General features: G+C 36.3%; 14 protein-coding genes and 4 pseudogenes. 4 read left to right on the top strand and 14 right to left on the bottom strand.

Going from position 1 to position 25540, the window contains the following annotated elements; genetic code table 11:
* Window positions 1-520 precede the first annotated feature (520 nt).
* Complete coding sequence (locus JFU20_RS02115; protein ID WP_078205718.1) at window positions 521-739, top strand: hypothetical protein; 219 nt, start codon at window positions 521-523, stop codon at window positions 737-739.
* Between the two features lie 735 nt (window positions 740-1474).
* Here JFU20_RS02115 and JFU20_RS02110 read toward each other — a convergent pair.
* The 10 genes and pseudogenes from JFU20_RS02110 to JFU20_RS02065 all read right to left on the bottom strand — a co-directional run bounded on the left by JFU20_RS02110 (window position 1475) and on the right by JFU20_RS02065 (window position 17553).
* Window positions 1475-2892 (bottom strand): annotated as a pseudogene (locus tag JFU20_RS02110) (6-phospho-beta-glucosidase).
* Between the two features lie 12 nt (window positions 2893-2904).
* A complete protein-coding gene (locus tag JFU20_RS02105) occupies window positions 2905-4773 on the bottom strand; it encodes a beta-glucoside-specific PTS transporter subunit IIABC (RefSeq protein ID WP_078205716.1) in 1869 nt (622 codons plus the stop codon).
* Window positions 4774-5063: 290 nt separating this feature from the next.
* A complete protein-coding gene (licT, locus tag JFU20_RS02100) occupies window positions 5064-5900 on the bottom strand; it encodes a BglG family transcription antiterminator LicT (protein WP_033707505.1) in 837 nt (278 codons plus the stop codon).
* 420 nt (window positions 5901-6320) lie between these two features.
* Window positions 6321-7736, bottom strand: coding sequence for a phosphatidylinositol-specific phospholipase C (locus JFU20_RS02095; protein ID WP_201038264.1), 1416 nt, complete (start codon window positions 7734-7736; stop codon window positions 6321-6323).
* A gap of 479 nt (window positions 7737-8215) precedes the next feature.
* The gene (locus JFU20_RS02090; protein WP_002069635.1) at window positions 8216-8785 is read right to left on the bottom strand and encodes a hypothetical protein; all 570 of its coding nucleotides are present in this window, start codon (window positions 8783-8785) and stop codon (window positions 8216-8218) included.
* 947 nt (window positions 8786-9732) lie between these two features.
* Window positions 9733-12225, bottom strand: a complete 2493-nt coding sequence (locus tag JFU20_RS02085) for an RICIN domain-containing protein (protein ID WP_201038263.1) — start codon at window positions 12223-12225, stop codon at window positions 9733-9735.
* A gap of 36 nt (window positions 12226-12261) precedes the next feature.
* Window positions 12262-12915, bottom strand: coding sequence for a DUF11 domain-containing protein (locus JFU20_RS02080; protein ID WP_078205712.1), 654 nt, complete (start codon window positions 12913-12915; stop codon window positions 12262-12264).
* 103 nt (window positions 12916-13018) lie between these two features.
* Entirely contained in the window at window positions 13019-13744 is a 726-nt protein-coding gene (locus tag JFU20_RS02075) for a DUF11 domain-containing protein (RefSeq protein ID WP_151304213.1), read from the bottom strand.
* 44 nt (window positions 13745-13788) lie between these two features.
* On the bottom strand, window positions 13789-15453 hold the full coding sequence (locus JFU20_RS02070) for an alpha-helical endospore appendage domain-containing protein (RefSeq protein ID WP_002193452.1): 1665 nt from the start codon (window positions 15451-15453) through the stop codon (window positions 13789-13791).
* A gap of 63 nt (window positions 15454-15516) precedes the next feature.
* Window positions 15517-17553, bottom strand: a complete 2037-nt coding sequence (locus tag JFU20_RS02065) for a DUF11 domain-containing protein (RefSeq protein ID WP_201038262.1) — start codon at window positions 17551-17553, stop codon at window positions 15517-15519.
* A gap of 608 nt (window positions 17554-18161) precedes the next feature.
* Here JFU20_RS02065 and JFU20_RS02060 point away from each other — a divergent pair.
* Window positions 18162-18380, top strand: a pseudogene (locus JFU20_RS02060) (DinB family protein); the annotation flags it as partial.
* Between the two features lie 536 nt (window positions 18381-18916).
* Here the strand turns inward: JFU20_RS02060 and JFU20_RS02055 are convergent.
* A pseudogene (locus tag JFU20_RS02055) lies at window positions 18917-19978 on the bottom strand (serine hydrolase domain-containing protein); the annotation flags it as partial.
* 422 nt (window positions 19979-20400) lie between these two features.
* On the opposite strand from JFU20_RS02055, the gene JFU20_RS02050 reads away from it, so the two are divergent.
* Window positions 20401-22194 (top strand): helix-turn-helix transcriptional regulator, encoded by a 1794-nt coding sequence (locus JFU20_RS02050; RefSeq protein WP_078205500.1) that lies wholly within the window; start codon window positions 20401-20403, stop codon window positions 22192-22194.
* Window positions 22195-22838: 644 nt separating this feature from the next.
* On the opposite strand, the pseudogene JFU20_RS30025 reads toward JFU20_RS02050, so the two are convergent.
* Window positions 22839-23065, bottom strand: a pseudogene (locus JFU20_RS30025) (DinB family protein); the annotation flags it as partial.
* A gap of 215 nt (window positions 23066-23280) precedes the next feature.
* The gene (locus tag JFU20_RS30020) at window positions 23281-23502 is read right to left on the bottom strand and encodes a hypothetical protein (protein ID WP_242488136.1); all 222 of its coding nucleotides are present in this window, start codon (window positions 23500-23502) and stop codon (window positions 23281-23283) included.
* A gap of 371 nt (window positions 23503-23873) precedes the next feature.
* Here JFU20_RS30020 and JFU20_RS02045 point away from each other — a divergent pair, with 371 nt between their 5' ends.
* Window positions 23874-24479, top strand: coding sequence for a cupin domain-containing protein (locus tag JFU20_RS02045; protein WP_088265915.1), 606 nt, complete (start codon window positions 23874-23876; stop codon window positions 24477-24479).
* Between the two features lie 460 nt (window positions 24480-24939).
* Here the strand turns inward: JFU20_RS02045 and JFU20_RS02040 are convergent, their stop codons facing one another.
* Window positions 24940-25221 carry a YolD-like family protein gene (locus JFU20_RS02040; RefSeq protein WP_078204036.1) on the bottom strand — a complete coding sequence of 94 codons (282 nt, stop codon included), beginning with the start codon at window positions 25219-25221 and terminating at the stop codon, window positions 24940-24942.
* Window positions 25222-25540 lie beyond the last annotated feature (319 nt).

The raw sequence follows: 25540 nt of genomic DNA, 5'->3' as shown, positions 1-25540 counted from the left end.
GTTAAAGAATTAGTTTGTATAATTGAGGAGATGTATAAGACAGGTGTAAATGTAGGGGAATCCAATATTTTCTATTCAAATATGATAGAATAGAAAGAAATCTAAAACGGAGGAAAAACAACTGAACTCAAACACAAAACAGTTTATTTATGATATCAAGCAAAGAAAGAACAATTATATGGAAGATATAGTGAACTACTCGCCACTTAGCAAAGCTTGAAGTGGGAGCTTCTCAGTTCCACGACGAAAGTACCCTTTCGTCTCCCTGAGCGTAACTTCGGGGTGTTCCACCCCTAGATGTCCAACGCTTGGACGCTCTTTTGGTACGGTTGATATTTTACGCAGGAACCGAATGGCTTGGTTTTCGCACTCTATTTTCTTCCTGCAACCTCATATATCAAGTTATCAAAGAACTTCATATAGCTAGTTTATCAAAAGTCTTTGGCTATGCCAAACCGAAATTCATCTCCCACCTACCGTTGGGCTACGCCCTTCGCACGCTTGAGGAAGGAGAATTCTTTTGGGGAATTCGTTAAAAGCAATACAACACCCTAAAAAAGAGCAAGCTGAACAGGTCATTCAAAATATAGTAGAGAACATGGATATGATGATTAGGTTAGTTACTGCTTACATGACTATTGAATCAGAATCTATGAAAGAATTAAAAGAACTTCAGGAAGACATTATTCATGCTAAAGCATATATTCAAGAACGAAAATTTGAAGAAACAGAGAGATAAAACCCTGTGTTTTTATTTGGTGGTCTATGACACCCATCTGTTATGAATCAAATTAGATGTAAAAGGTGCTGAAAAGAGCTTAAACTTATATACGCTTAGCTTAATAGCAATGTGGCGTGATCCCTATTATCTTGCTTTTATTTTTGCTTATTGCCTTTATTCGGATCATATAATACCATTTGAACTTAAAAAATATCACTGTCCGTGAAACCTAAAACATTCATTTCTTCTTTCAATGAACGCCATGGTTCTATTTTAATGAATTTCGTAATTTTGTCCTTTAGCACACATGCAGATAATATGCTTCTTCTTTCTTTTTCAAAATCCCCCCTACTGCAAAATAATAAACCATATATCTATATAAAAATTATATAATTACTAAGTGCATTATGAAGTAATATGTGTTAGTTAGGTGGTTCATACTTTACTTTATTTCTTCTCTTTATACTCTTTAATTATAGATTCCAACGAAATAAACAAAGACGAAGTCTTCAATCAGACCTCGTCTTTTCGTCGTGTAACGTATTACAAAATTAATAGCGGCTTCATAAAATTCAATTGTAATTTCCTCACCGTTTTATGTGTTAAGAAACTTTACAACAGAACCGTTTCTAGTTTATCAGAAATCTTTTGGCTGCACCAAACCGAAAGATTTCTCCCACCTATCGTTGGGCTATCCCCCTGTACACGCTTGAGGAAAGAGAATTTTTTCGGATAATGTGTTAAAATTTAATTTCAAAATGAATCCAAATTATCACCATTAGAGGCAATAACATTTTTATACCATGCAAAACTTTTTTTCTATAACGTTTTAGGGTTCCATTTCCATCATTATCCTTATCTACATAGATGAATCCATAACGCTTTTTCATTTCTGCTGTTGATGCACTTACTAAATCAATTGGTCCCCATGTAGTATAACCTAATAAATCGACTCCATCAGCGATGGCCTCTTTCATTTCTATAATATGAGATTTCAAATAATTAATTCGATAATCATCATGTACTGTACCTTCTGTATTTAGTACATCTATTGCTCCAAAACCATTTTCAACAATGAATAGAGGTATTTGGTATCGATCATATAACAAATTCAAGGCTATGCGTAAACCTTTTGGATCAATTTCCCATCCCCAATCTGAGACCTTTAGGTATGGGTTTTTAACACCGCCAACCTGTAAGTTACCGGCAGAAGTTTCATGTTTATCAGGAGAAGCAGATGCCGTACCGCTATTATAGTAGCTAAAACCTAGGTAATCTACTTTATGGGATGAGAGAATTTCCTCATCACCAGGTTCCATTGTGATTTGTATTTGATTTTCAGCGAAATATTTTTCAGTATATGACGGATAATACCCTCGAACTTGAACATCAGTAAAGAATACTGTTTCACGATCTAACATCATGGCTTTCCATACATCTTCAGGATTACAAGTATGCGGATAAGTTGGCGCATAGGCAAGCATGCAACCTATCTTACTATTCTTTATCGTTTCATGACCTGCTTTTACAGCTAAAGCGCTTGCGATAAATTGATGATGAGCCGATTGATACTGTATATTTTGCTTATGATCCCCTTCTTTAAACTCGAGTCCCCCACCAGTAAAAGGAGCATGAATTACAAAATTAATTTCATTAAACGTCAACCAATATTTCACGTGTTTATAGCGTTCAAATAAAGTAGTGGCAAAATTTAAATAAAAATCAATAAGTTTACGATTTCGCCATCCTCCATATTTTCTCACTAAATTGAGAGGCATTTCATAATGAGATATTGTTACGATAGGCTCAATGTGGTATTTTTTCAATTCGGCAAATACTTGATCATAGAAAGCTAATCCTTCTATACTTGGTTGAGACTCATCACCATTTGGAAAAATTCGAGTCCATGCTATACTCATACGGAAGCATTTAAATCCCATTTCTGCAAAGAGAACAATATCTTGTTTATAGTTATGATAATAGTCAATTGCAGTATGATAAGGGCAATCTCCATTTAGTAAGAAATTTGGTGGGCTAAAGACACCATTTGGTAGTACATCTGCTGTAGAAAGACCCTTTCCACCTTCTTTATAAGCCCCTTCAATTTGATTCGCTGCTGTTGCTCCACCCCATAAAAAATTTTCAGGAAACGGTTTAGTGAATGGTTTCATATTTAATACCCCCTATTTAACTATTGTTAATAAATTAGCATTAGTTGAGACGGATTGATTCGTCGTTTGAATAATATCTAGAAATTGATTGCTATTTGTCACAATAATAGGTGTCGTTGTTTCATATCCAGCTTCTTTAATTTTATCGATTTCAAATTGAATTAAAGATTGCCCCATCGACACTGAATCTCCTGTTTCTACAAGCTTAGTGTAATACTTTCCATCTAATTGAACTGTATCAATTCCTACATGAATTAAAATCTCGATTCCATCATCTGAGGTAATTCCCACTGCATGTCCAGTTGGAAACATAGTAGTCACAGTCCCGTTTACTGGGGAAATCACCTCACCCTTATTAGGATCAATGGCTATACCTTTACCCATTGCTTCGGATGAAAATACTTGATCGTTTACTTGTGATAATGGGATGACTTGTCCAGATAATGGACTGTTAATTATTTGTTTGTTTAATACTTTTTTCGTGTTATTAGGATTACTCAGCTGCTTAGGTTCCCCTTCCATCTTTCCCTTCTGTTTTGAAGGTTTATCTTCATATCCAAAGAAATAAGTAAGCAGTGTAGCTCCACCAACTGTAAGTAAGATCATTAAAAAATAAGGTAACCATGGAGTGGTAGAACCACCTAGTGTAAAAATACTATGCAGCATAAACGCTTTCGCTTCGGCTTTAAATGACCCAATAAATGCGCCTCCGATAGCACCAACAATAATGACGTAAGCTAGGGTACGTTTATGAGTTAAAATTAAGCCATAAATAATTGGTTCTGTTACACCTGAAAGTAAACCAGTAATTGTAGTAGATCCTGCTAGAGATTTTAGTTTTTTGTCTTTCGTTTTCAGGAAAATCCCTAAAGCGATTCCCATTTGTGCAAATGTACTTGCTGCCCACATTGGATCTATTGGATCTCCACCATTCGTTAAGTTTTCGATACTCATTGGAATGAGTGCCCAATGAAGTCCAAAGACAACTAAAATAATCATTGTACCTCCAATCACAGCACCAGTCAGTAATCCACTGTGTTCGCTTAAAAAGTTAATACTAGAGGTAATCATTTTTCCTACATAAATTCCGAATGGCCCAAACGCTAGTACTGTTAATGGAACTATAATAATCAATGAAATCATTGGAGAAAGAAATAATTGTAAATCTTTATGGATAACTTTTTTTAGGAACTTCTCCAATTGTGCATAAATAAGTACAGCAATAAAGGATGGAACGATACTTGAAGAATAATCCATTAATAGGACAGGAATTCCCAAGAATGAAGTTGTATCTCCATTGCTCATTAGACTAGTAAAATTCGGTTCTAATAATGAAGCTCCAATAATTCCACCCATATATCCATTAGCACCAAGTTTAATAGCAAGAGTAATACCAATCATAACAGGTAAAAAGTATAAAATAGCATTTCCTGCTGCTGCTAGGATTCCATACGTACCACTTTTTTCAGAAAGAACACCAAACATAACTAATACTGCTAATATCGCCTTTAACATCCCAGCTCCAGCAAGTGGTGCTAAGAGCGGTGTAAACGTACCAGAGATTAATTCGAAAATCATTGCTGTGAGCTTTACCTTTTCTTTTGGTTGATTATTTGATTGAACAGATCCACTATTAAAGTTTCCTACTTGAACTAAATCATTGTACACATCTGCAACATTTGAACCAATTACAATTTGAATTTGTCCTGTACTCTCAACAACACTAAGTACCCCTTCTAAATGTTCTAACTTTTCTTTGTCTAAAAGCGTTTTATTATTTAGTTGGAAGCGAAGACGCGTAGCGCAATGGACAACGCTTTTGACATTCTCCTTTCCTCCGATTCCTTGTATAATCTTTTTTGATAATTTTTCATATTTCATTCTACACACTCCTTTATTATTAAAAATTATTATATATATCAAGATAGCCTGAATTTCCTTAGAGATTTGTACTCAAAAGCTTAACCCCTTGGACACAAAAAGAGGAAATTGGAGAAACAAAAGGTTTCTTCTAAGAGAATTTCTTGGTTTTTGATTAGATAAGGATCAATGCTATAAAATGTAGCATCAGAAATATAAAAAACCTGAGTTGAAATTATGTATATACATAAGCTTCAACTCAGGTTTTGCCTGCCAAACAGTCACAATCCTGTAAATTAATCATTTTAATTTTATTTTCTTTGAGTAACACGGTTTATATGAATAACAAAATAAGTAATCTCATTTTTTGTAAGTTTTTGATTGTAGTTAGATTTTAAAAGTGCCATTATCTTCTTTGCACAACCGTAAGCTTCCGGATAACTTTCCTTAACTTGTTGAAATAATAAGCTATCTTCTTCTACTATTTGTTCATTACGAGAGAGACGATAAGCAAAATACCTTAAATGTGTAACAAAACGATTATAGTTCAGAGATTTTTCATCTAATTTGATTCCAAAATAGTAGTTTACAATTTTTAAAATTTCTCCTACTATTTTTGTTACCATAATGGTTTCTTCCATTACTATATTATCTTGTTGTGCATTAATTACATGCAAGGCAATGGAACCAGCTTCTTCTTCTGGTAGTTCAAATCCAGTATGTTCTTTAATTATTGTAAGAGCTGTTAAACTAACATTATACTCTTCTGGATAAAACTTTTTTATTTCCCAAAATAAAGGATTCCTAATAATTTGACCTTGTTGAAATCGATTAATTGCGAAGTTAATATGATCAGTTAAGGTAAGATAAATATTATCACTAATTGAGTTAGAAATTTGTTTCTTTATATATTCCACAATTTGGGTAGTAAGCTCGAAGTGTTCCGTAGGAATCTCATTAATTAATTGTAATAATTTATTCGATACTTGACTTTCCTTCTCTAGCACAAATACTTTATCCACTATGGATTCATCAATATATTCACCTACTTTTTTTTGAAAAGCAATTCCTTTACCCATGACAATCATTTCTGTTCCAGTTCGGTTTACCAAAGCAACATTATTATTAAAAACTTTTTTTATGAGCATATATCATCACCTTATTAGGTTTTTAGATATTGATTGCTCAGCAGCAGCTACATACTTTAGAGTATAAAAAAACCTAAATTAATTAGAATCCAGTATTTCAAAATCTGGTTTCACCATAATTTAGGTTTTGCCTGCCGAACAGTCACAATCCATTTGAAGTTTTATACCCTGATTATAGCCAACTATGTTAGCGTTTTCAATAAGTTTTTATAATTACATATTATTTCCTGTTTTTTTAACTAGTTTGACAGTACATGTTGACCATAAGGTTCGTAGCATAAATTGAATACGAATCATAGCTAGCAATACTTCACTATGCTTTGATTTGAACTACTCACCGCTTCAAACAGTCCGCGAGGATGTTAAGTGGTGAGTAGTTCAAAGAACCTTACCCTTATTAAAAAACTTTACAATAAAACCTTAATTTGTAATAGCGTATATTTTCACTGTAAATTTGCTAGTTGCGCCACTTGGGTTTGCAATATAGTATTTAGAATTTGTATATGCTTCAGTCTTAGATCCATTCGAAATGTTTCCCCAACGAACAGAATCCGTCCCCAGAGAAACATCGATCATAACATTGAAGGAAATAGTAGATGCATTATCTTTTTCTGTAGGCTCGATAACCCATTTTAACCCCTTTGTTCCTGTAGGTAAATTATTAATGCTAAAGTTTTGACTTGATCGATTTTTTTGTCCAGATAATGGCTTCGATTCAGAAGAAATTTGGGAAATTAATATTTCTTTTTCACTTGAGTCTATCCCATTTAATCTGATAATACTATCTATTAAACCTGGTCCAGGAAAATCAACAGCAATAATACCAGAATGCTTAATACCACCTTGTTGTATGAAATCAGTTCCAAGTGTATTCATTCCCCCATAAAATACTTGTCCATTTATGTCTCGAGGGAAATCTCTCCATTCATTTGTTACATTTTTTTGAATCAGTTTTGGATTACTATTAGTATTTCTGCTCTCTTTTCCGCTTGCGACAAACCAAGGGTAACAATTATTCAATAATGCTGCTGCACCACCCGTGCCACTAAAATGGTTGAGATAGATCTTACCATTGTTAAAGTTATTATTTGCATTTAGAAGATGGGTTTTCACCGCATTCCATTTTTCATACATTCCGTCTGGTCCAGTGCCAACTTCAAACTTATCTTGGGTATTCAAAGATTCATAATTAATACCATATTCTTGAGATGACGAGAAATTTTGTAATATTACAATTTTCCCTCGAACATCTCCTAACTTAGGATTATTTTTTTCTGAGGATGGTACAGAATTCGGATCCCAAAAATAGGAAGCATTACGGTCTTTATAATTTTTAAATATTTCCTCGAATGATAGCGAGCCACTTTCAGGATCAGTATCTTCCTTTAAACGCATTAAAATAGTTTCTTTAGGATTATCTCTTAGAAATTGAAGTGTCTCTTTTAATACATCTTCAAACATTGCTTTTTGATTTACAATTCCATGGTGCATCGCAAAAGAATCTTTTACACGTTTAACACGCATGTCTACATAACGAATTCCTGCATTGAATTGTTGAGATAGGGTCATTGTTTGATTTCTTGTCAAATTTTCATCAATAAAACTTGCCCCATGTAAAGCCATTGAACCATGAGTCCCCGGGATAGATACTTCGCTTATTCTTTTTGTATCTTCTAGTTTTGACATCCATGTTGGATTTTGATAGCCTATATTGGATTCATAGGAATAACCTGGATGACTATCAGCAAATACTGTAGAAGTCGTACATAAACTTGCAAGTGTAAAACAAGTAAGGATTCCACTTTTTAAGATGTTTTTCATTTTTATTTTCTTCATTATATCTCTCCTAATTTTTAATAGATTCGTCTCATAAAATAAGGTACGTTTTTTTACAATATACATTGCTTCTTTTCCCAGAATAATGAGATTTTCTGCTTAAAAATATTTTTTGATAGCGGTCTGTTACTTGAAATTTTGAAGGGCCATAGCGGTTCATCCAACAACCATCAGATTCATGCATATACAAATTTCATAGAGCCGAACCATAGACATGTAAAGACACCATTCTTCATCATACTTCACGGATCTTAAAAAGAATCGAAGCCACTCATTTTTTATACAAACAAAACAGAAGTCTTAAACAAGACTCCTATTTTGTGACATATAATGATAGACAAGATGGTTAACAAATTAAGAAAATATAACAGGTGTGTTAATACATGTTTTATATTTATTTAAAAGCTTTTTATAACAAGTATACTTACGAAAAATGGGCTTCTGCAAAACTAAACAAAAACTTATTTCCCCTTCAATTTCTACTCATTAAAAGTTAAACTAACTACAGTGGCAATAGATTGTGCTGCTTGTTCCCAGCTTCCATCTATAACTTTTCCCATCTGTTGACCAAGTGAGTTTAAATCGTTTGGATTAACTGGGATTCCATTATACGCAGCAAGAATTGATAAAAGCGGAGCCACAAATGGTGTAAAACCACCCCTATCAATATTAAATACAGGCTTATCTATCACCTTTCCATCTTGTACTGTAAACTCATAATAAAATTGATCATCTGGACGAAAACTTAAATGATGAGAAATTTGTCCCTTAACATATTTTTTACCGCCAGCTAAATTTACAACTTCAATTGGTTTTACATTAAATTCGTGCTCGAATACTTTGATTTTTTTGACTTCGGGACCATGTAAAGCAGCATTAACAGCTGTTTCCAAATTATTCTGTGCAAACGGTTGAATACTAATTTGTGACTCTTTTTGTTGAATAGGTGCTTCTTTTTCTGCAGCAAATACCGATGTAGTAGGTAATGCACCTGTAGCTAAAGTAGCTGCAAGCGCTGTTGTCATGATCATCTTACTCTTCATTTTCATAGTTTTCTTCCCCCTTTAAGTTATGATATATAACCTTTTAAATACTGACACCGTACATTGTATTTATCACAATATACGCCAAAGATTATTATAAGAATACCGATAATTAATGTCAGAAAATTAAAATGAATTATATATGTATTTACAATAATATCTATCTACACACCTTTTCGCAATTTTCAGATAAATGATTAGGTAATAGCCTTTTATAAGATAGTTTATCATCTTAAATTTTTATATATACTCTATAAACATAGTAAAATCATATTGCTAATACTATAATTGAAGCGAAAAATCATATTAAAGTTAATAAATTAACACAAATTTTCATATTTATTTTTAGGTTCTGTTACAAACTTTCTTAACAGATAAAAGATGAGAGGGTTTACAAGGTGAGTATCGTGAACTACTCGCCACTTAGCAAAGCTTGAAGTGGGAGCTTCTCAGTTCCACGATGAAAGCAACCTTTCGTCTCCCTGAGCGTTACTTCGGGGTGTTCCATCCCTAGATGTCCAACGCTTGGACGCTCTTTTGGTACGGTTGATATTTTACGCAGGAACCGAATGGCTTGGTTTTCGCACTCAATTTTCTTCCTGCAACCTCATATATCAAGTTATCAAAGAACTTCATATAGCTAGTTTATCAAAAGCTTTTAGCTATGCCAAACCGAAATTCATCTCCCACCTACCGTTGTGCTACGCTCTTCACACGCTTGAGGAAGGAGAATTATTTCGGGGAATTCGTTAAAAAGATTACCTCATCAAATGTATTTTCGATTTCTTCTATTAAATAATTTTTTACACCATAACACAAAAAAGACATGAGTCTATACTTCTCAATGACTCATGTCTTTTCTTTTTAAAGTTTATTCTACCGTTTTTATTAAAAGCAAATACTTCTACTTTGTGCTACTATATCGAAACACATACTTTATTTTATAAAAAGTATTATTTTAATTTTGTCAATTCCCAACATTGAGCATCTGTACCATTGTCTGGCCATTGTTGAATATTAGCACCATTGTTTTGTATACTACTCTTCAGATCAAGTAATTGGCCGCTATGCTTAGCTATCAATTTAAGCGTTCCATCCGAATTTTTTTCGATTTTCCATTTTTGATTATCTCCACCAATGTCTTCCCATTGTTCTACATTCGCACCATCACTGTTTGAAGCTCCGGACACAGTAAGCAATTTCCCACTATGAACTGCTTTGATTTTATAATACCCATCTGCCATCTTCTCTAGTTCCCATTTTTGATGATCTCCGCCGTTATAATCCCATTGTTGGACGTTTACACCATTATCCATTGAGGCGCTAGATATATCTAATACTTTTTGACTTCCTTTATTTTTGATGATATAGACACCACTGTAGTCAATCCCTTCAATACCATCGCAACAAAGTATTTTTGCTTTTTGCAATGTATCTTGTTGCAATTTTTCGTCTAAAATTATTTTTGTTAGTTTGTGGGTCAACTGTTCATTCTCATTGAGTAATTCTTCTGCACTCTGCTTCCCTTCGTTGAAGGCCCGAATTGCATCTTGTATTTTTAATTTTTCTGCTACGATTACTCCTGCAGCCGCTAACTCAGCTTCTCCAATACCTGTCACGATTTTCTTCTGTGCTTCTTTACAATTGCTTTCGTGAATAGCTGTCACTTCATTCGTCATTTCTACTTTACGATAAATTTGTCCATCAGGAATAAGCTTATATTTATAATCAACTTTTGCTTTGTTTGTCACTTTCTTAGGCACTGGGTTATCAATCAACACTTGGAAGGTGACTCTTGTCGTCGTCCCGGGCTCTACCGTACCAATATTCACGCCACTTTCTATATTGCCTGAGAGAGGGCGCCCATCTATCTGTAAACTGCCTGGAACCAACTTCGTTCCATTTGGAATTTGATCCTCAATTACGACATCGGTCAGTTGTGTATCACCTGTATTAGCAACTTCAATGGTATAGGTTATAATGTTACCTGCCTTGACATAAACTGACATGTCTTGCCGTTTCACTACCTCTACCTCTACTTTTCGAATGACCGTAATGGCTTCATTACTATCTGCTGTACCTGAAGAGACCGGTAAGCCTGGGGCACTTTGGAAATCATACACGACAGTAGCTTTATTCACCGCTCTATTGTCTGGTGGCACTTTTAATACTAAGGCTTGAAAGGTAACTTCCGTCGGTCCTTCGATAGATATGGAACCAATGTCTACTCCTTTTGTCGGATCTCCACCAGGTATAGGAACGCCATCGACTTGTAAGCTGCCTTCAACAAACTTTAATTCTGGTGGAAGAGTATCTTTTAAAATAGTTTTTTGTGCTTCGGTCATTCCACTGTTTTCAATTAATAGAGTGTAAGTAAGGATTTCACCCACGATAGCTGCTTCTTTATCTACTTCTTTATCTACTTCTTTATTAATTTTAATTTCTGGACTATTCACATCAATTTGAACACCCAGACCTGTCACGATATAACCATCTGATTTCGAAGTCAGTTGAACTAATGCCTCCGTTTGTGAGTTCTCCATAGCTGTAGAAGCGTCCACATTGGTAATATCCCAATTATAACGAACTGCTGGTCCGGCACTTCCTGGTGTGACATTTACATTCCCATAGGTACCACTCGTATCTAGATTCCCTGCATCATCATTAATTTGTGAAGCAAAGAAGTTGTCAATCGGATTATTGGGACCTGAGATGGGCTTTAAAGAAGAAGCATCTTTTCCAAAAAGTAACTGATCTCCTGGAATCTTTGAATCTCCTTCCATTGCGGTTAGCAACAATCTTGCTTTGACATCACCAAGTTCAGGCGTAGAGAAGCCAGAAATTTTCTGGCTTACTGATCCCGTTTTCTCAATCGATGCTGTTCCGACATGAATGTTCATATTTCGAAGAGGCAGTGTAGGATCTTTATAAACCACAGATAAAGTCCATCCCCCCACGTTGTTCCCTTTATATCTTTGTACTGTCGCTGGTACACCACTGACAGTATAATTACCAGCCCCACCTGCATCTATAAAACTAGTAACATTGGCAGAGCGAACATAAAATATTTGGTTCGCCTGAGCTACTTGCTGACTCGTAGTCGGATCTGGCGTAATGAGGGTACTCCCTTTTGGCGAGATTAACGTTATGGCCCGATCTATTTCACTCGTCACATCCTCGGTACTCGTTTTTGTTGATCCACCCCAAATTAACTCTGCATATAATACTATGCTTCCCGTTGGTAAGCGAAGCTGTGCAGCAGAAGCATTTTCTTTCCAATCCAGTGTGGTACCTGCAGGATATCCTGGTACCTGCTTAGACAAATCTAATGTGATAAATGCACCAATATCTGTATAACTGATATTGGTATTACTTAGACCCAGTGTGTTGCCAGTAAAAGTAACCGCTCCGTTAGTCGTGGTTGAATATCGCTGAATAAACGCCATGATTCTCACCCTTTCTCTATTTATCTATTCCTATCCCTACTTACAACCACAACATAGGTCTTTAACTTGATCTAACTTTTTCTTCAACTCTTTTTCCAGATTAGCAATTTGCTGAACTGCTTTCTTTGCACTCTTGTTAATTGCTAGCAAATCCGTCACTTTAATCTGGCCACCTCGAAATGAATTAATTGCTGCTTGAATCTTTTCGCCTTCCATGTAAAGAATCGTGGCTAGGCCTTTTTCCTCTTGTGCGATGGAATGAATGATTAAGTCACGTGACCATTCACAGGTTGTTCGTCCTGCTGGCACATTGGTTTGTACTTCGTTACTGACCGCATCTACATAACCACCTGAATACTGAGAACCCATGTAAGCTTTATTCCTAATCACTCCACTAGAATGAGGTTTAATCACTTCAACTTTAAATGTAATGATGATAGGCCCTTCAATGGATAGTCTATCAAGTACAATCGTTTTCGTTGGATCTTCACCAGGTTTTGATTCACCGTCAATTTCCACACTATTCGGGACAAACTGCACCTCTTCTGATAGAAAATCCTTAAAATGACAATTAGTAACATCAATTAGACTATCATTGGAAATGGTAAACGTATATGTTAGAATATCTCCTACCACCGCATCAATTTTGTCTACTTCCTTTTCTATACTCACTTTCGGAAAATTAGACATGTGCCTCTCCCTTTCTTTTCTGTAATTCATACCTTATTAGTGATGAATCAGATTCCCTATTTTTCAAAAGCATCTGAGGGAAAGTAAGACATCCTCTTCTTCTCTACTTACAACCACTACATAAATCCTGAATCGTATTTCTCTTGTTCTGTAGTTCTTGTTTCAATGTAGATAATGTTTGAGAAACACTATTTTCACTCTGAATAATCAAATTCTGTTCATTTTTTGTAATCCTGCCACTATTAAAGGCTTGATTTGCCGTCTTTATTTTTTCTGCTTCTGCATCCAGTAACTCCTGAATGGCCTTCTCTTCCTGTTTAATTGAAAATTCAATGGTACTTTGATTGTTCTCACAGTTAGTAGGAGGACGCACAATCACTTTTGTCTCTGTTATATTACTGGCCGCTTCTCCTTTTTTGATAGGCGTTCCAGAAGCACTTTCAAATTCATAATTTAAGGTGGCTTTATTTTTCACTAGCTCATCTGGAGGAATATTGATTACTTTCGCTTGAAATGTCACTTCAATCAGTTCTCCTGTTCCTACCATTCCTAGCTTAATCCCATTATTTACACTCACACTAGGTTGAGGCACACCATCCACAAAAACACTACCTGGAACAAACTTCAACTCTTTTGGAAGGATATCTTTCAAGATAGTGTTTTGTGCGTCAACCGGATCCATATTTGTTACAAGAACGGTATAAGTCAAAATATCTTTTACTTTTGCCTCATTTTTGTTTACTTTTTTATTTATTTCCATCTTCAGACTATCCTCCATTAATCTATTCGCCTCAGTTTTCATATTTACATACCCCCGACTTTGAGACATATTTCATCACCCTTTCCATCATCGAATCAAATTATATATGGATGTTATGAGCAAAAATCACAAATTTCTTGGGTAACAGCGAGTTTATCTTTAAGCACTGATTCTAGTACGATTAGGCTGTCTAACATATCCTCCACACTTTCATTGACAGCGATGAGATCTTGGACTCCTATTTTCTTATCTCCAAACGCACGAGCAGCTACTTCAATTTTTTCTGCTTCTGCCCGCATAATCCTAGCAATGCTTTGTTCCGCCTCAGCAATCGTTTGGATAATCTGATTTTTCCCTTCTTCACAGGTAGGTGGCTCAATCACTTCAATCCCAGGTTTGTTACTAATACTCGTCGCTGTCGAAATAGGTAAATCTGGTCTACTCTGAAAATCAAAGATCATCGATGCTTGATTATGCACCACTTTATCATCAGGCTCTTTCATGATTTTCGCTTGATACGTGATGAGGACTGTTTCTCCTACAGCCAAAGTACCAATGTTCACACCCTTAGCAATATCTTGTCCTGGCCATGCCGCACCTCTGATTCGTAAACTATCTGGTAAATATTCAAGTTCTGGATCTAAGTAGTCCTGAAGAATCACATTAGTCGCATCTACATAGCCATCATTTTTTACTTCCAAAGTGTAAGTTACTATTTCACCTACTACAGCTTGTTTTTTATCCCCCGACTTATTCATTTTTACGATTGGGCTATTGGCGTCAATCTGTACTCCATATCCACTCACCAAATAGGTATCTTGCGCCGTCGCAATACGGGCGATTGCCTCGGTTTGACTATGATGCAACGTGTGAGAAATATCTACATTCGTGATATCCCAACCCGATCGTACGCCAAATCCGTCTGATCCAAGAGGCTTATTGAGCGTTCCAGCAGTTCCACTAGTATCTAAATTTCCTAGATCATCGTTAATCTGCGACGCAAAAAAATTATTTCCAGGATTATTCGGACCAGATATCACCGAAAGCGACGAACGATTGGGACCAAATTCAAAGCGATCGCCAGGAAGATTAGAGTTTCCTTCCAGTGCCGTAAGCATGACACGTCCCTGGATATCCCCACCTTCTGGGGTTTTAAAATTATAAATCAACTCATCCACTGGAGGATTAGACATAGAAATCACTTGAGACCCAACATAAATATTCATATTTCGAATTTTAAGTAATGGATGTTTATAAGCGACAGCCAACGTCCATCCCACTGTATTGGTAGAAGCTAGAAAAAAAGTACAATCTCTTACCGTTCCGGGAATACCACCTACTATATAAGTTCCAGCTCCACCTTTTTGTACAAATTCAGTTACATTCGCAGAGCGAACATAGAAAACTTGACCGCCAAAGACGGACTCTTCTCGTGCAGTGAAGGCATCTGGTGCGATGGATACAGTAGCAGCTGGGGTAGTAAAAGTAATCGAAGTATTGATAGCTGAACGAACATCAGTATATTGATCTTTAGTCGATCCACCCCAGATCAACTCGGCATACAATATTTCACTGTCTGCAGGGATTCTCAGCATAGCCAAAGAGGAATTTTCTTGCCAGTTCATTGTACTTCCAGCTGGATAGCCTGACACTTGTTTAGAACTATCTGTTGTCAAAAAAGCCCCAATATCTGTACTTCCATCTGCATAACCTAATGTATTTCCTGTAAATGTAATCGCACCATTGGTTGTTTGGGTGAAACGATGAATAAATGGCATATTCTTCCCCCTTTTCAATCTAAATAAAGCTATAAATTCTTGTGCTTCTTTCTCATTAATCTACTAACAACAAATCTGCTTAGCAATTTCTAATTTATCTTTTAATAATTTCTCCAACTGTGTAGCTTTTTGGACTACTTTTTCGACACTCTGATTAATCCTAGCAAGTTCTTGGGCAGAGATTCGTTCTTCTTCAAATGCCTTTACCGCTTCTTGTACTTTTACACTTTCTGCTTGAAGGATTTTCATCAAACCGAGCTCTTGTTGTGCTACTGATTCAAAAATCTGATTTTGTGCTTTTTGACAATCGGTCTCCAACCACGCCGTAATTAGGTTACTTGTTACTATTTCCTCACGCACATTGCTACCTGGTTTCAGCTGAAATTGATAAATTGCCTCTGCTTGGTTATCTACTTTCACTGGCAACGGACTCTGTAACGCTACTTGAAATGTAATCACAGCTGTTTGGCCAGGAATTAATGTACCAAGAGGAATTCCTGTTGTTAAATCATCAAGCACCGGTGCACCATTTACTTTTAAACTCCCTGGAACGAGTACCGTTCCTGTAGGTATGACATCTTTAATAGAAATTGCATTTACTGAAGTATCTCCATTATTGGTAATATCGAGCGTGTAGGTGATAATATCTCCCTTTTTATCGTAAACCGAACGATCTTCACTTTTCACGAGATCGACTTGTACATGCTTAATGATAGTATTTACTTCATTTGAGCTACTAGATCCTGATGTGAGAGGTAAACCCGCTGCACTTTGGAACTCGTAATCCAGCTTACCCGTATTAGTCACCTTTCCATCTGTAGGGACTGCAATCACTTTCACTTTAAATATGATCTCGACTGGCCCTTCTATGCTTACAAATCCGATATTGACTCCTTTAGCTGGATTTTCTCCGGGTTTGGCTTGCCCATCGATAGTTAAGCTGTTCTGCACAAATTCTAACTCATCTGGAAGAATATCTTTAAAAATGGAATTCTGAGCTTCTACTAGTCCACTATTTTCTACTAAAATTGTGTAAGTTAACTCATCTCCGACTATTGCTATATCTTTATCCACTTGTTTGTCTATCTTGAGCTCCGGACTATTCACATCAATTTGAATCCCTAATCCAGAAAGGATGAATCCGTCCATATCTGTTTTGAACCGAGCAATCGCTTCAGTTTGTGAGATTTCCATGGCGTTTGAAATATCCACATTCGTAATATCCCAGCCATAGCGCTGTGTAGACTGTTTTTGCCCTGGGGTTACATTACTATTTCCCGCTGTCCCACTAGTATCTAAATTTCCACCATCATCATTAATCTGTGAAGCGAAAAAGTTATCCACTAAGTTATTCGGTCCAAAAATGGCTTGTAATTGGCCTGGGGATGGACCAAATAAAAATTGGTCCTTAGAAATGAAACTATCGCCTTCGATAGCAGTCAATAAAGCTCTTGCCTGAAACGGCTTGGATTCAGGTGTCCCAAAACCTTTAATTTTTTGATCCACTACATTCCCTCTTTCAACAGATGCCACACCAACATATAAGTTCATATTTCGTGAAGGTAAAGAAGGATTTTTATATATAACAGCAAGTGTCCATCCTGCTGCATTACTTTTACTTGGCCGTTGGATTGTGGCTGGTACCCCACTTACAGTATAAGAACCTGCCCCACTCGCCTTTATTAGTTTAGTAACATCAGCTGTACGAATATAAAATGTGTGATTTTCATGCACTACTACTTGGGCCGTTGTCGCATCAGGAGATATTGTTTGTATTGAACCTTGTGGGTTAGTTAAGGAAATGGGAACGTTAATATCTCCTGTAACATCCACTGCATTAAATTTTGAGGTACCTCCCCAAATCAACTCTGCATACAGCACTTCACTAGCTACAGGAAATTTCAGAACTGCTTGAGAAGCATTCAATTTCCAATTCAATGTACTACCTATTGGATAACTTGGGACTTGTTGGGTAAGATCCAACGTAATGAATGCTCCAATGTCATTATAGCTAGGATTATTCGAACCAAATCCTAGCGTATTACCTGTAAACGTCATCGCACCATTTGTAGTCGTTGTATAACGCTGAACTATTGACATTCTCTTCGTCCTTTCTATAACAACTAGAATAATAACTATTATTTTATTTTTTAATAAAACTTAAGCGGGGATTTTAATTCATATAATTGCCTCCTATGTAAATATTTGATAACACAAATTATATTTCACTCACTGAAAAACTATATCTATAATTAAATGTTCTTTCTATTTATCATTATTTATCTGATTTTTCAGGTAAATATATTTCAAATCCAGTTCTGCTGTTAAAATCATTTAATAGGAATACCACCACATCTCTATTAAGCTAATAATAAAAAAATGATATCATTCAAATTTTTCAGTTAACAATTATAAAGGTTTTGATATTTGGACAGATTGTAACTCCTAGTATTTATCGTTTGAAGGTTGGAACAATACAGACAAAAAAGCAACTAATTGAAATTGGTCGCTTTTTTGTCTTCTATTTACTTGGCCTCTTATAGTGAACAGCCGAGATATGTGTAAAAATAGGTCATAGACTTACTTTTATGGTTCTGGTGCAAAAACTATATGACTTATGTAACTAATCTCTGAAACTTGGACATACTGATACTAGTATTCTAAAAAAGGACGTGATTAGTATGGAAAAGCAAAACCTATTCAAACGGAAACAGATTATTCAGTATTTTCTTTAGGGGATTGAACAAGCATGCACGATTGCCCAAACTGTTCAATTGGACAAAACATTGGAGGAATGGCCTGGTGAAACCCCGGGCGGTGTGCTACGCAATATTGCATCTCACAACTCCTACCATTTAGGAGAAATTGTGCTGATTCGCAGATTATTTAGCGCTTGGCCACCGCCAACAGGCGGATATCCGGCCTAAACAAGGAAAGGGTTCCACCCATCCCCATCAACTTAAGAAAAATAAACGCCCCCAAAACGAAAAAAATGAGCTGACTTCTCAAAGTAACTACCTGTAGAGAAAGTGAATTTTGGTTTTGGGGGTACTTCAAAACCTTAGCTTGATGACGATGGGGTACCGCCAGCATTTCGGAAAAAAACCATGCTAAGAGCATGCAAGGTTTTATACAGTTTTTCGGCTAATCCAGTAACAAACAAGAACCCTAAAACCGCGCCAGGATAGGAATGTATAAAAAAATGCATAGATCCGTAGAACAAAAAAAGGAGGTTCCCTTGTGAGAGTAGGGATCCGCCTTTTTCTTTCTACCCATAATAGGACTTTATGTTAACTTCTATGAATACAATATACATCCATCTCATAAGAAAAACCGCTAGGAAAACATCTTGACGGTCCTTTTGTGTATAAATCCCATGAGGAGTGATAGATATAATCCGGCACTCGTAACCATGTATAAATCGGTATGTTTTCGTTTTCCAAGCAGGTCAAACATATATAATTCACTGTCTGTTTAGACTTGCGTAATGGCTAAATTCCTTATTGATTATTTTATCGTGAGCTGGCGCTACTTGTGGACCTACCGAGTTGATGCACGTTACCAGAATATGCTTCCCGTCTAGAGATCCGACGGCTCTCGATTCATACCCGAAAGTACCTCCGGCATGCCCCCAGTAAGATTGCCCGTCCGCTGTTTTAAATTCATAAATCCCTAGTCCGACTTTACCAAAAGGTCCATCTACTGTTGTGTGCATCTGGTCCATCATCTCTTGAGTCAGAAGCTTCCCGCCCAACAACGCACTGAAGAAGGTAGTCAAATCATTAACTGTTGAGACTATATCTCCCGCCGCATTTGCCCATGATTGATTCATTTCTGTTAAATCATACAAATGACCCGATCTATCCATATTATATCCTGTGGCATGCTTACCCGGAATTTCGTGACTATTTCCCATCACAAATGTCCCTTTCATTCCAAGCGGTATGATAAACCGTTTCCTGATCTGCTCCGCATACGTTTCTCCTGTTACCTTTTGAATAATTTGACCGGCTAGTACAGTATTCATATTGGAATAATTCCAGCCCTTCCCTGGTGCAAATACAGGTGGCTTTGAAAGTCCAAGGTCGATAAGCTCATCGACGGAATAGTAACGGTATGGATTTTGAGGCAAAGTAATATCTCGGAAATCCAAATCTGTATAGCTAGCAAGCCCACTTGTATGATTCAATAACTGACGGATCGTAATTTTGTTGCCATCATACCCTTCACCTTTTATGACACCTGGCAGCCATTTTTCAACCGAATCATCCAGATTCAATTTTTTCTCGTCAGCCAACTGTAATACAACGGACGCTGTGAAAGTCTTTGAAATACTTCCAATACGGAATGAAAAATTGGACTCCACCGGGTTTGGTACTTCATAACTGGCTGTACCTGTAGCGTAAGACCAGCGTTTCCCGTTCTGTAACCCGCCAGCTATGACACTTGGGACTCCTTTGATGGTTACCACCTCATCAATGACGTGTTTGACTTCATCCCGATGCTTGCTTTTCTTTTCCTTCTCTGTCTCCACTTGTACCGCGCCTTCAGTCTGTACCGGGTTTACAGACCCATAAGCAGAAAATACCAGTGTACTCGCCGATATAGCTGTTAATGCAAGTACAGCTCCTTTTTGAATCTTGAGTAATTTCATAACGTATCGCTCCTATTATTTTGGAATGTTGTGTTGCTTTACATCCTCACCTTATCCCCAAAATTGTTAAATCGGATAGTGATGAAACCGCCAAACTTTTGTTGACACTCGAAATTGGACTTGTCACATATACCATATGACAAACTGTCAAATATCTCATGTGACGTGCTTGTTACAGTAAATTCTAACTGTTTACCCTCTCTTTCGCTTGACGGATCAGAAGTTTATGGTGCATGATAGGTTTGATTTATTCAGAATTTATTTTAAAAACTACAAGTAGGTGTGCATAATCCGTGTTCTCTATAATAAAAAAATGGTTCTGGTATGATTGGATATTTGTGGCCATACGAACGCTTTGGATGGTCATTATCATAAGCGCTAGTTTTATCAAACCGTCATTAATCGATGCGTCTTTTTGGGTCTTATTTTCTTTTGCTTTCGTCGTTTATCTCGTTCCATTAATCGCCTGGTGTAGAAATGCAGATTGGTATCTTGCAGTCGACGTCATGGCAGCGGGGGTTTTTCATCTTTATTTAGCCTATACAGCACCGGATTTACTTTGGTCTTTCGTTTTACTTGTGATGAATATCGGCTTGGCCAGCAATCGAAGAACCTATGTATGGACAGGTATCCTCTGTGGAATCATATTGCCGGCATTGAACGGTTGGATCGCTGGTCGTCTCCCGTATGAATTTATCGTTAGCAACGGTTTTGGATTCGCCATCGGCTTCACGTTTAATATATTAATTCAGTCCCATAAGCAAGCCCTAATTATTCATGAGCAAAAGCTATTGTTGGAGCAGCATATTGAGCGGATTGAGGAACTTACGCTGATGGAGGAGCGCAGCCGGCTGTCACATGAGCTGCATGACACGATTGGCCATACGCTTACCTCACTCATCGTCGGCGTCGAATCGCTGCGATCGTCCGTACCGAATTCACAGATAGAGAGGATCGATTCGCTTGTCGGAATCGCCCAACACAGTCTGGTTGATATCCGAAAACATCTGCATCAGCTCTCTCATACTCCATTGAACCATTCGTTAAGTGAATCTCTACGGCAATTTACCGAAGATTTTATGAAGTCAACAGGTATAATGGTCAAATTCCGTGTGATCGGCAGCGAGACTCTCGTTATGCAAAAAATAAACTTTTGTCTATATCGTTGCCTTCAAGAGTCTCTGAACAACGCGGTTCGGCACGGTTCGGCGAGCTTGATATCCGTTCAGTTGTATTTCGAGAGTCAGCAGCTCAGGTTACAGATCGAAGATAACGGCATCGGAATGGAAGAAATCCAATTTGGATTTGAACTTAATGGGATGAAGGAACGACTTAAGCTATTTCACGGCACGGTGTCCGTGCATTCCGAGCCAGAACAAGGAACTTTCGTCATATGTAATATTCCGTTGCAGACAGAGCCTGCACATGATACAATCCGCCTGCTGCTCGTTAACGACCAGGTGATCATTACCGACAGTTTGAAGCAAATTTTGGATCAGCATACTGATTTTAACGTAGTTGGTACAGCCAGTGACGGTGGCGAAGCATTAGAACATTGTGAGCGGTCCCAACCGGATATCGTGCTAATGGATATTAGTATGCAGGGAATGAGCGGGATTGAAACTTTACTTGAGATGAAACAACGATGGCCTGATATGAAGGTTGTGTTCATGACAACGTTTGAGGATTCCTTGCAGGCAGCAACTGCATTGGAGCACGGGGCGGAGGGCTACATGCTGAAGTCGATTCATCCGCGAGAGATGAAGGAAGCCTTGAAACTAATTTATAACGGAGGAATCTGGATCGATCAATCGGTCGCTACGCGAATTTTCGAAGAGATGAAAAGTCAACGCGAGCAATTGGAGAAGATCGGTTCAAGTCAGGAAAACTTCCCGTACGGGCTTACGAAACGTGAAATGGAGATTCTGGAGCATCTGTCAGGTGGACTGCGTTATAAGTCTATCGCCGCCAAATTATTTTTATCGGAGGGAACGATCCGCAATTATTGCTCGACTCTCTACTCGAAGCTCAGCGTCAACAACCGCGAAGAAGCAATAAAAAGGGCCCGAAAGGAAAATATTGTGTAGATGGTACTCAATATATAATCATTTTTCCGTATTCGGGCACGGCAACGATTACTATTTTTTGGGCCACTCATTATTTTAAGTAACAGAATTAGAGTTCCGTTAACTTTTGGAATGAATTTAACAAAATTTGTTTACTGAACACCTGTAAATATTGCCGGAAAATAAGTGGACGGAATACATTTAAAGAAAATCTTCTTGAAAACTTCAAATTTAATTACCTTAAAGTCATTGTTTTATCATACATTTCAAAGTTTTTTACAAGTGGTCCGAAAAAGAACGAATCGTCGTTATCCCCCATGCCCATCAACCCCCAAAAAAACAAATACTCTAAAACGAGAAAATTGGCATCTTTAGGTGAAAATGTACATTTTTTTTGTTTTTGGGGCGTTATAAAATTCTTAAGTTGATGGGCATGTGGTGCTACCCCTACCAGGAGTAACGTTAGGGAAATGCGGATTTACAGCGTTAAGAAAACTGTAGCAAAAAAAATCGATTCCTTTACGTAAAGGAGCCGATTTTTTTAATTTGGTTTATTAAGCTAATGCCCCCGTTAGTTTAATTAAAGGACATTTATTATAGAAAACAGATGAATATTTTATTAGATTCTCATATGAACCATCATTAATTTACAAGTACTATTTGCCCTAACTCTGATACCAATATAAAGCTAGGTCATTCATTGTTGAAGCGTGCCCCTGTTGTCTTAGCATGGCTGTTATGTTACTCGATGATAGGTACCATGGTTAGCAACATGAAATAAAATTTATGAGTATGCAGTCTCTCTAGCACCTGGCCAAGGATTATTCAAATTAATTTTTTGTTCTAAATCTTTTTGGCTATTCATCCATTCTTCATACTGTGAAGCTAGTTTTCAGTGTTATCAGCCGTGATGAGAAATACCATGTTGAGCATTTAACAAAGCTCTTGATCAGTTATGATTCTGATTCTTACAATGGTCTGAATTAGATTACAAAACGGAGTAATTGGAAAATAGGCGCGAATGGAGAGTGTAGCTATAATCAAAAAGTGAGGGGGGTGGGGGTGTTTGTCTGTACAGTTTAAAAGCAATTAAAAACAAGAGGATGGTTAATAAAGTGGAATTGTTGTAAAAATAGTAGGATATATACTTTGGGGTATATATTCTATAGAGGGATGATATTGTATGGTTTCATAATAAGGTATAGCTGGATGTTGATAGTATGGCATATGCTGCATTGCATGATATACTGCATGCATTGTTGCTTGAGCTCCATGGGTTGTATAGACTCCGCCTATTGCCCTGTTTTTAATACAGTAAGGATTTATCATAATAATTCACCTCAGTTAATAATTAAATAAACATTTATATTATATGTCTAAAAACTAAACGGGGTCACGTCAGGATTATGCAGATTTATAACGATATTGAGATAAACCTAGTCATATCAAGCATTATCAATAGAGTATACTCTATTAATAATATAGCAAGTTGTTTATTTTAAAGGCTTTAGAAGCTCTAAAATGGATTTATCAAAATTAAATTGTTGAATTTAATCCTAGATTAGCCCCTGAAATCCATAATTGTTTCCGTACCCCTTTTAGGCTAAAAAGCCTTCTTTACAAAAGTTACCTTTAATCTAAGTACATTCACTTAACCAGTGCATAGGATAATTTTATAAAATCGTGAAGGGTTGAGAAAAATGTACTATATTCCTTTTATGTATCCATATCCTTATTATGTTAATGTACCTATGTATAACTATGGAAGACCGTCTGTTTACTGGACTTTCCCCAATGAGATAGAGTATGCAAACAGATTTGATTCTTTTAGTTTTTCCGATGGTGCTGGAAGTATTTCGTTAACAGATTATGGATCAGAACCATTTGTGGTTAATATAAATGAAGCAACAAAACAAAACAATACGTATCGTACTGCTTTATGGACAGGTAAACATTTACAAGTCACCTTAATGAGTATCAATGTTGGCGAAGATATCGGTTTGGAAATACATCCCAATGTTGATCAATTTTTACGTATTGAACAAGGTCAGGGGATTGTTCAAATGGGCAAGAGTAAAGATAATTTAGACTTTAAAAGAAATGCCTATGATGATTTTGCAATAATGATACCTGCCGGAACATGGCATAATGTAACTAATACAGGTAATATTCCACTAAAACTTTACTCGATATATGCTCCTCCAAATCATCCATTTGGTACCGTTCATGTTACTAAAACAGATGCATTAGCTATGGAAGAAAGTTATAGTTATAGTCATAGTAATAAGAATACAGTTAGTTATTAATCAAGCTTTATTATAAAATCTATAACTGTATTTTAAAGAGCAATGAAATAACATATGTACTGTGAATAAAAAAAGAATGCACATTTTAATCTGTGTGCATTCTTTTTTTATTAATATATACCCAAAGACTTTGCAAGAAAATCTAATAAAGTTGTATTTCCAAAAGTAATGATATTATTTTTTCGCAATTACATCGAAATTCAATCTCTACTTCTTCTGACGGCTTCTTATACTTTATAAAAATCAAAGTATGTCACCTACTTCTGTAAATTGTAGGCGCCGGAAGAACGACATGTCTTGATATAAATTAAAAGTTTCATTGTATAAAGGTTATTTTTGTTATCTCATATTTTAAATAATTCCGCAATAAATGCAATACAAATGAACAATTGAAGTATTAAATTTTTAAAACCGTTTGGAATAAACATTATTTAAAGTACATAAGTAGTGCCTTAGTTGTTCATTTTACATCAATAATATCTATAAACTTCAGTATGAATCTATTGTAAAATTCATCTGTACATACTACAGCACTATTTAACGGATCAATATCAACAACAGTCATATAGCTAGTGAGTAAATAATCGTCTTCATAATATGTAATTAGTATTTCTTCTTCAGATAATAAGGAACATAATAGCATGTTCTCGATCAGTTCTTTTTCTTCAGTGGTTAAGATCGGCCAAGTTAGTTTATTTTTCTCTTTGATGATTTCACGAATAACAGCACACTGTTCAGGCATTGCTGCGAATGGTTATCAAGACCTAAATTGTAAAAATCATAAAGAATAAAGGTTACTACATATTATATATGACTAATATGTAGCAACCTTTTACTTCTTGTTCAACAAACATTACCATTTTGTTGAATCAATAAACGTATTGAACCAAAAATCAATGTCTGAGGATTTATCTGTATTTTTTATGCATTTATAAAAATTCCATGCATGTTTTATTATAAACAGACCGGGTTTTTAATAATAATGGTGACTTACTATTAAGTTACTAAAAATATGTTTCATTCGTTAATCTAATAAATAAACCGAATGGAAAGTTTAACAT

Source organism: Bacillus sp. TH30, assembly GCF_016650875.1.
GTDB classification, from domain to species: Bacteria; Bacillota; Bacilli; order Bacillales; family Bacillaceae_G; genus Bacillus_A; species Bacillus_A mycoides.
The sequence above is the reverse complement of the archived record's forward strand: the minus strand, read 5'-3'. Positions and strand labels throughout refer to the sequence as shown.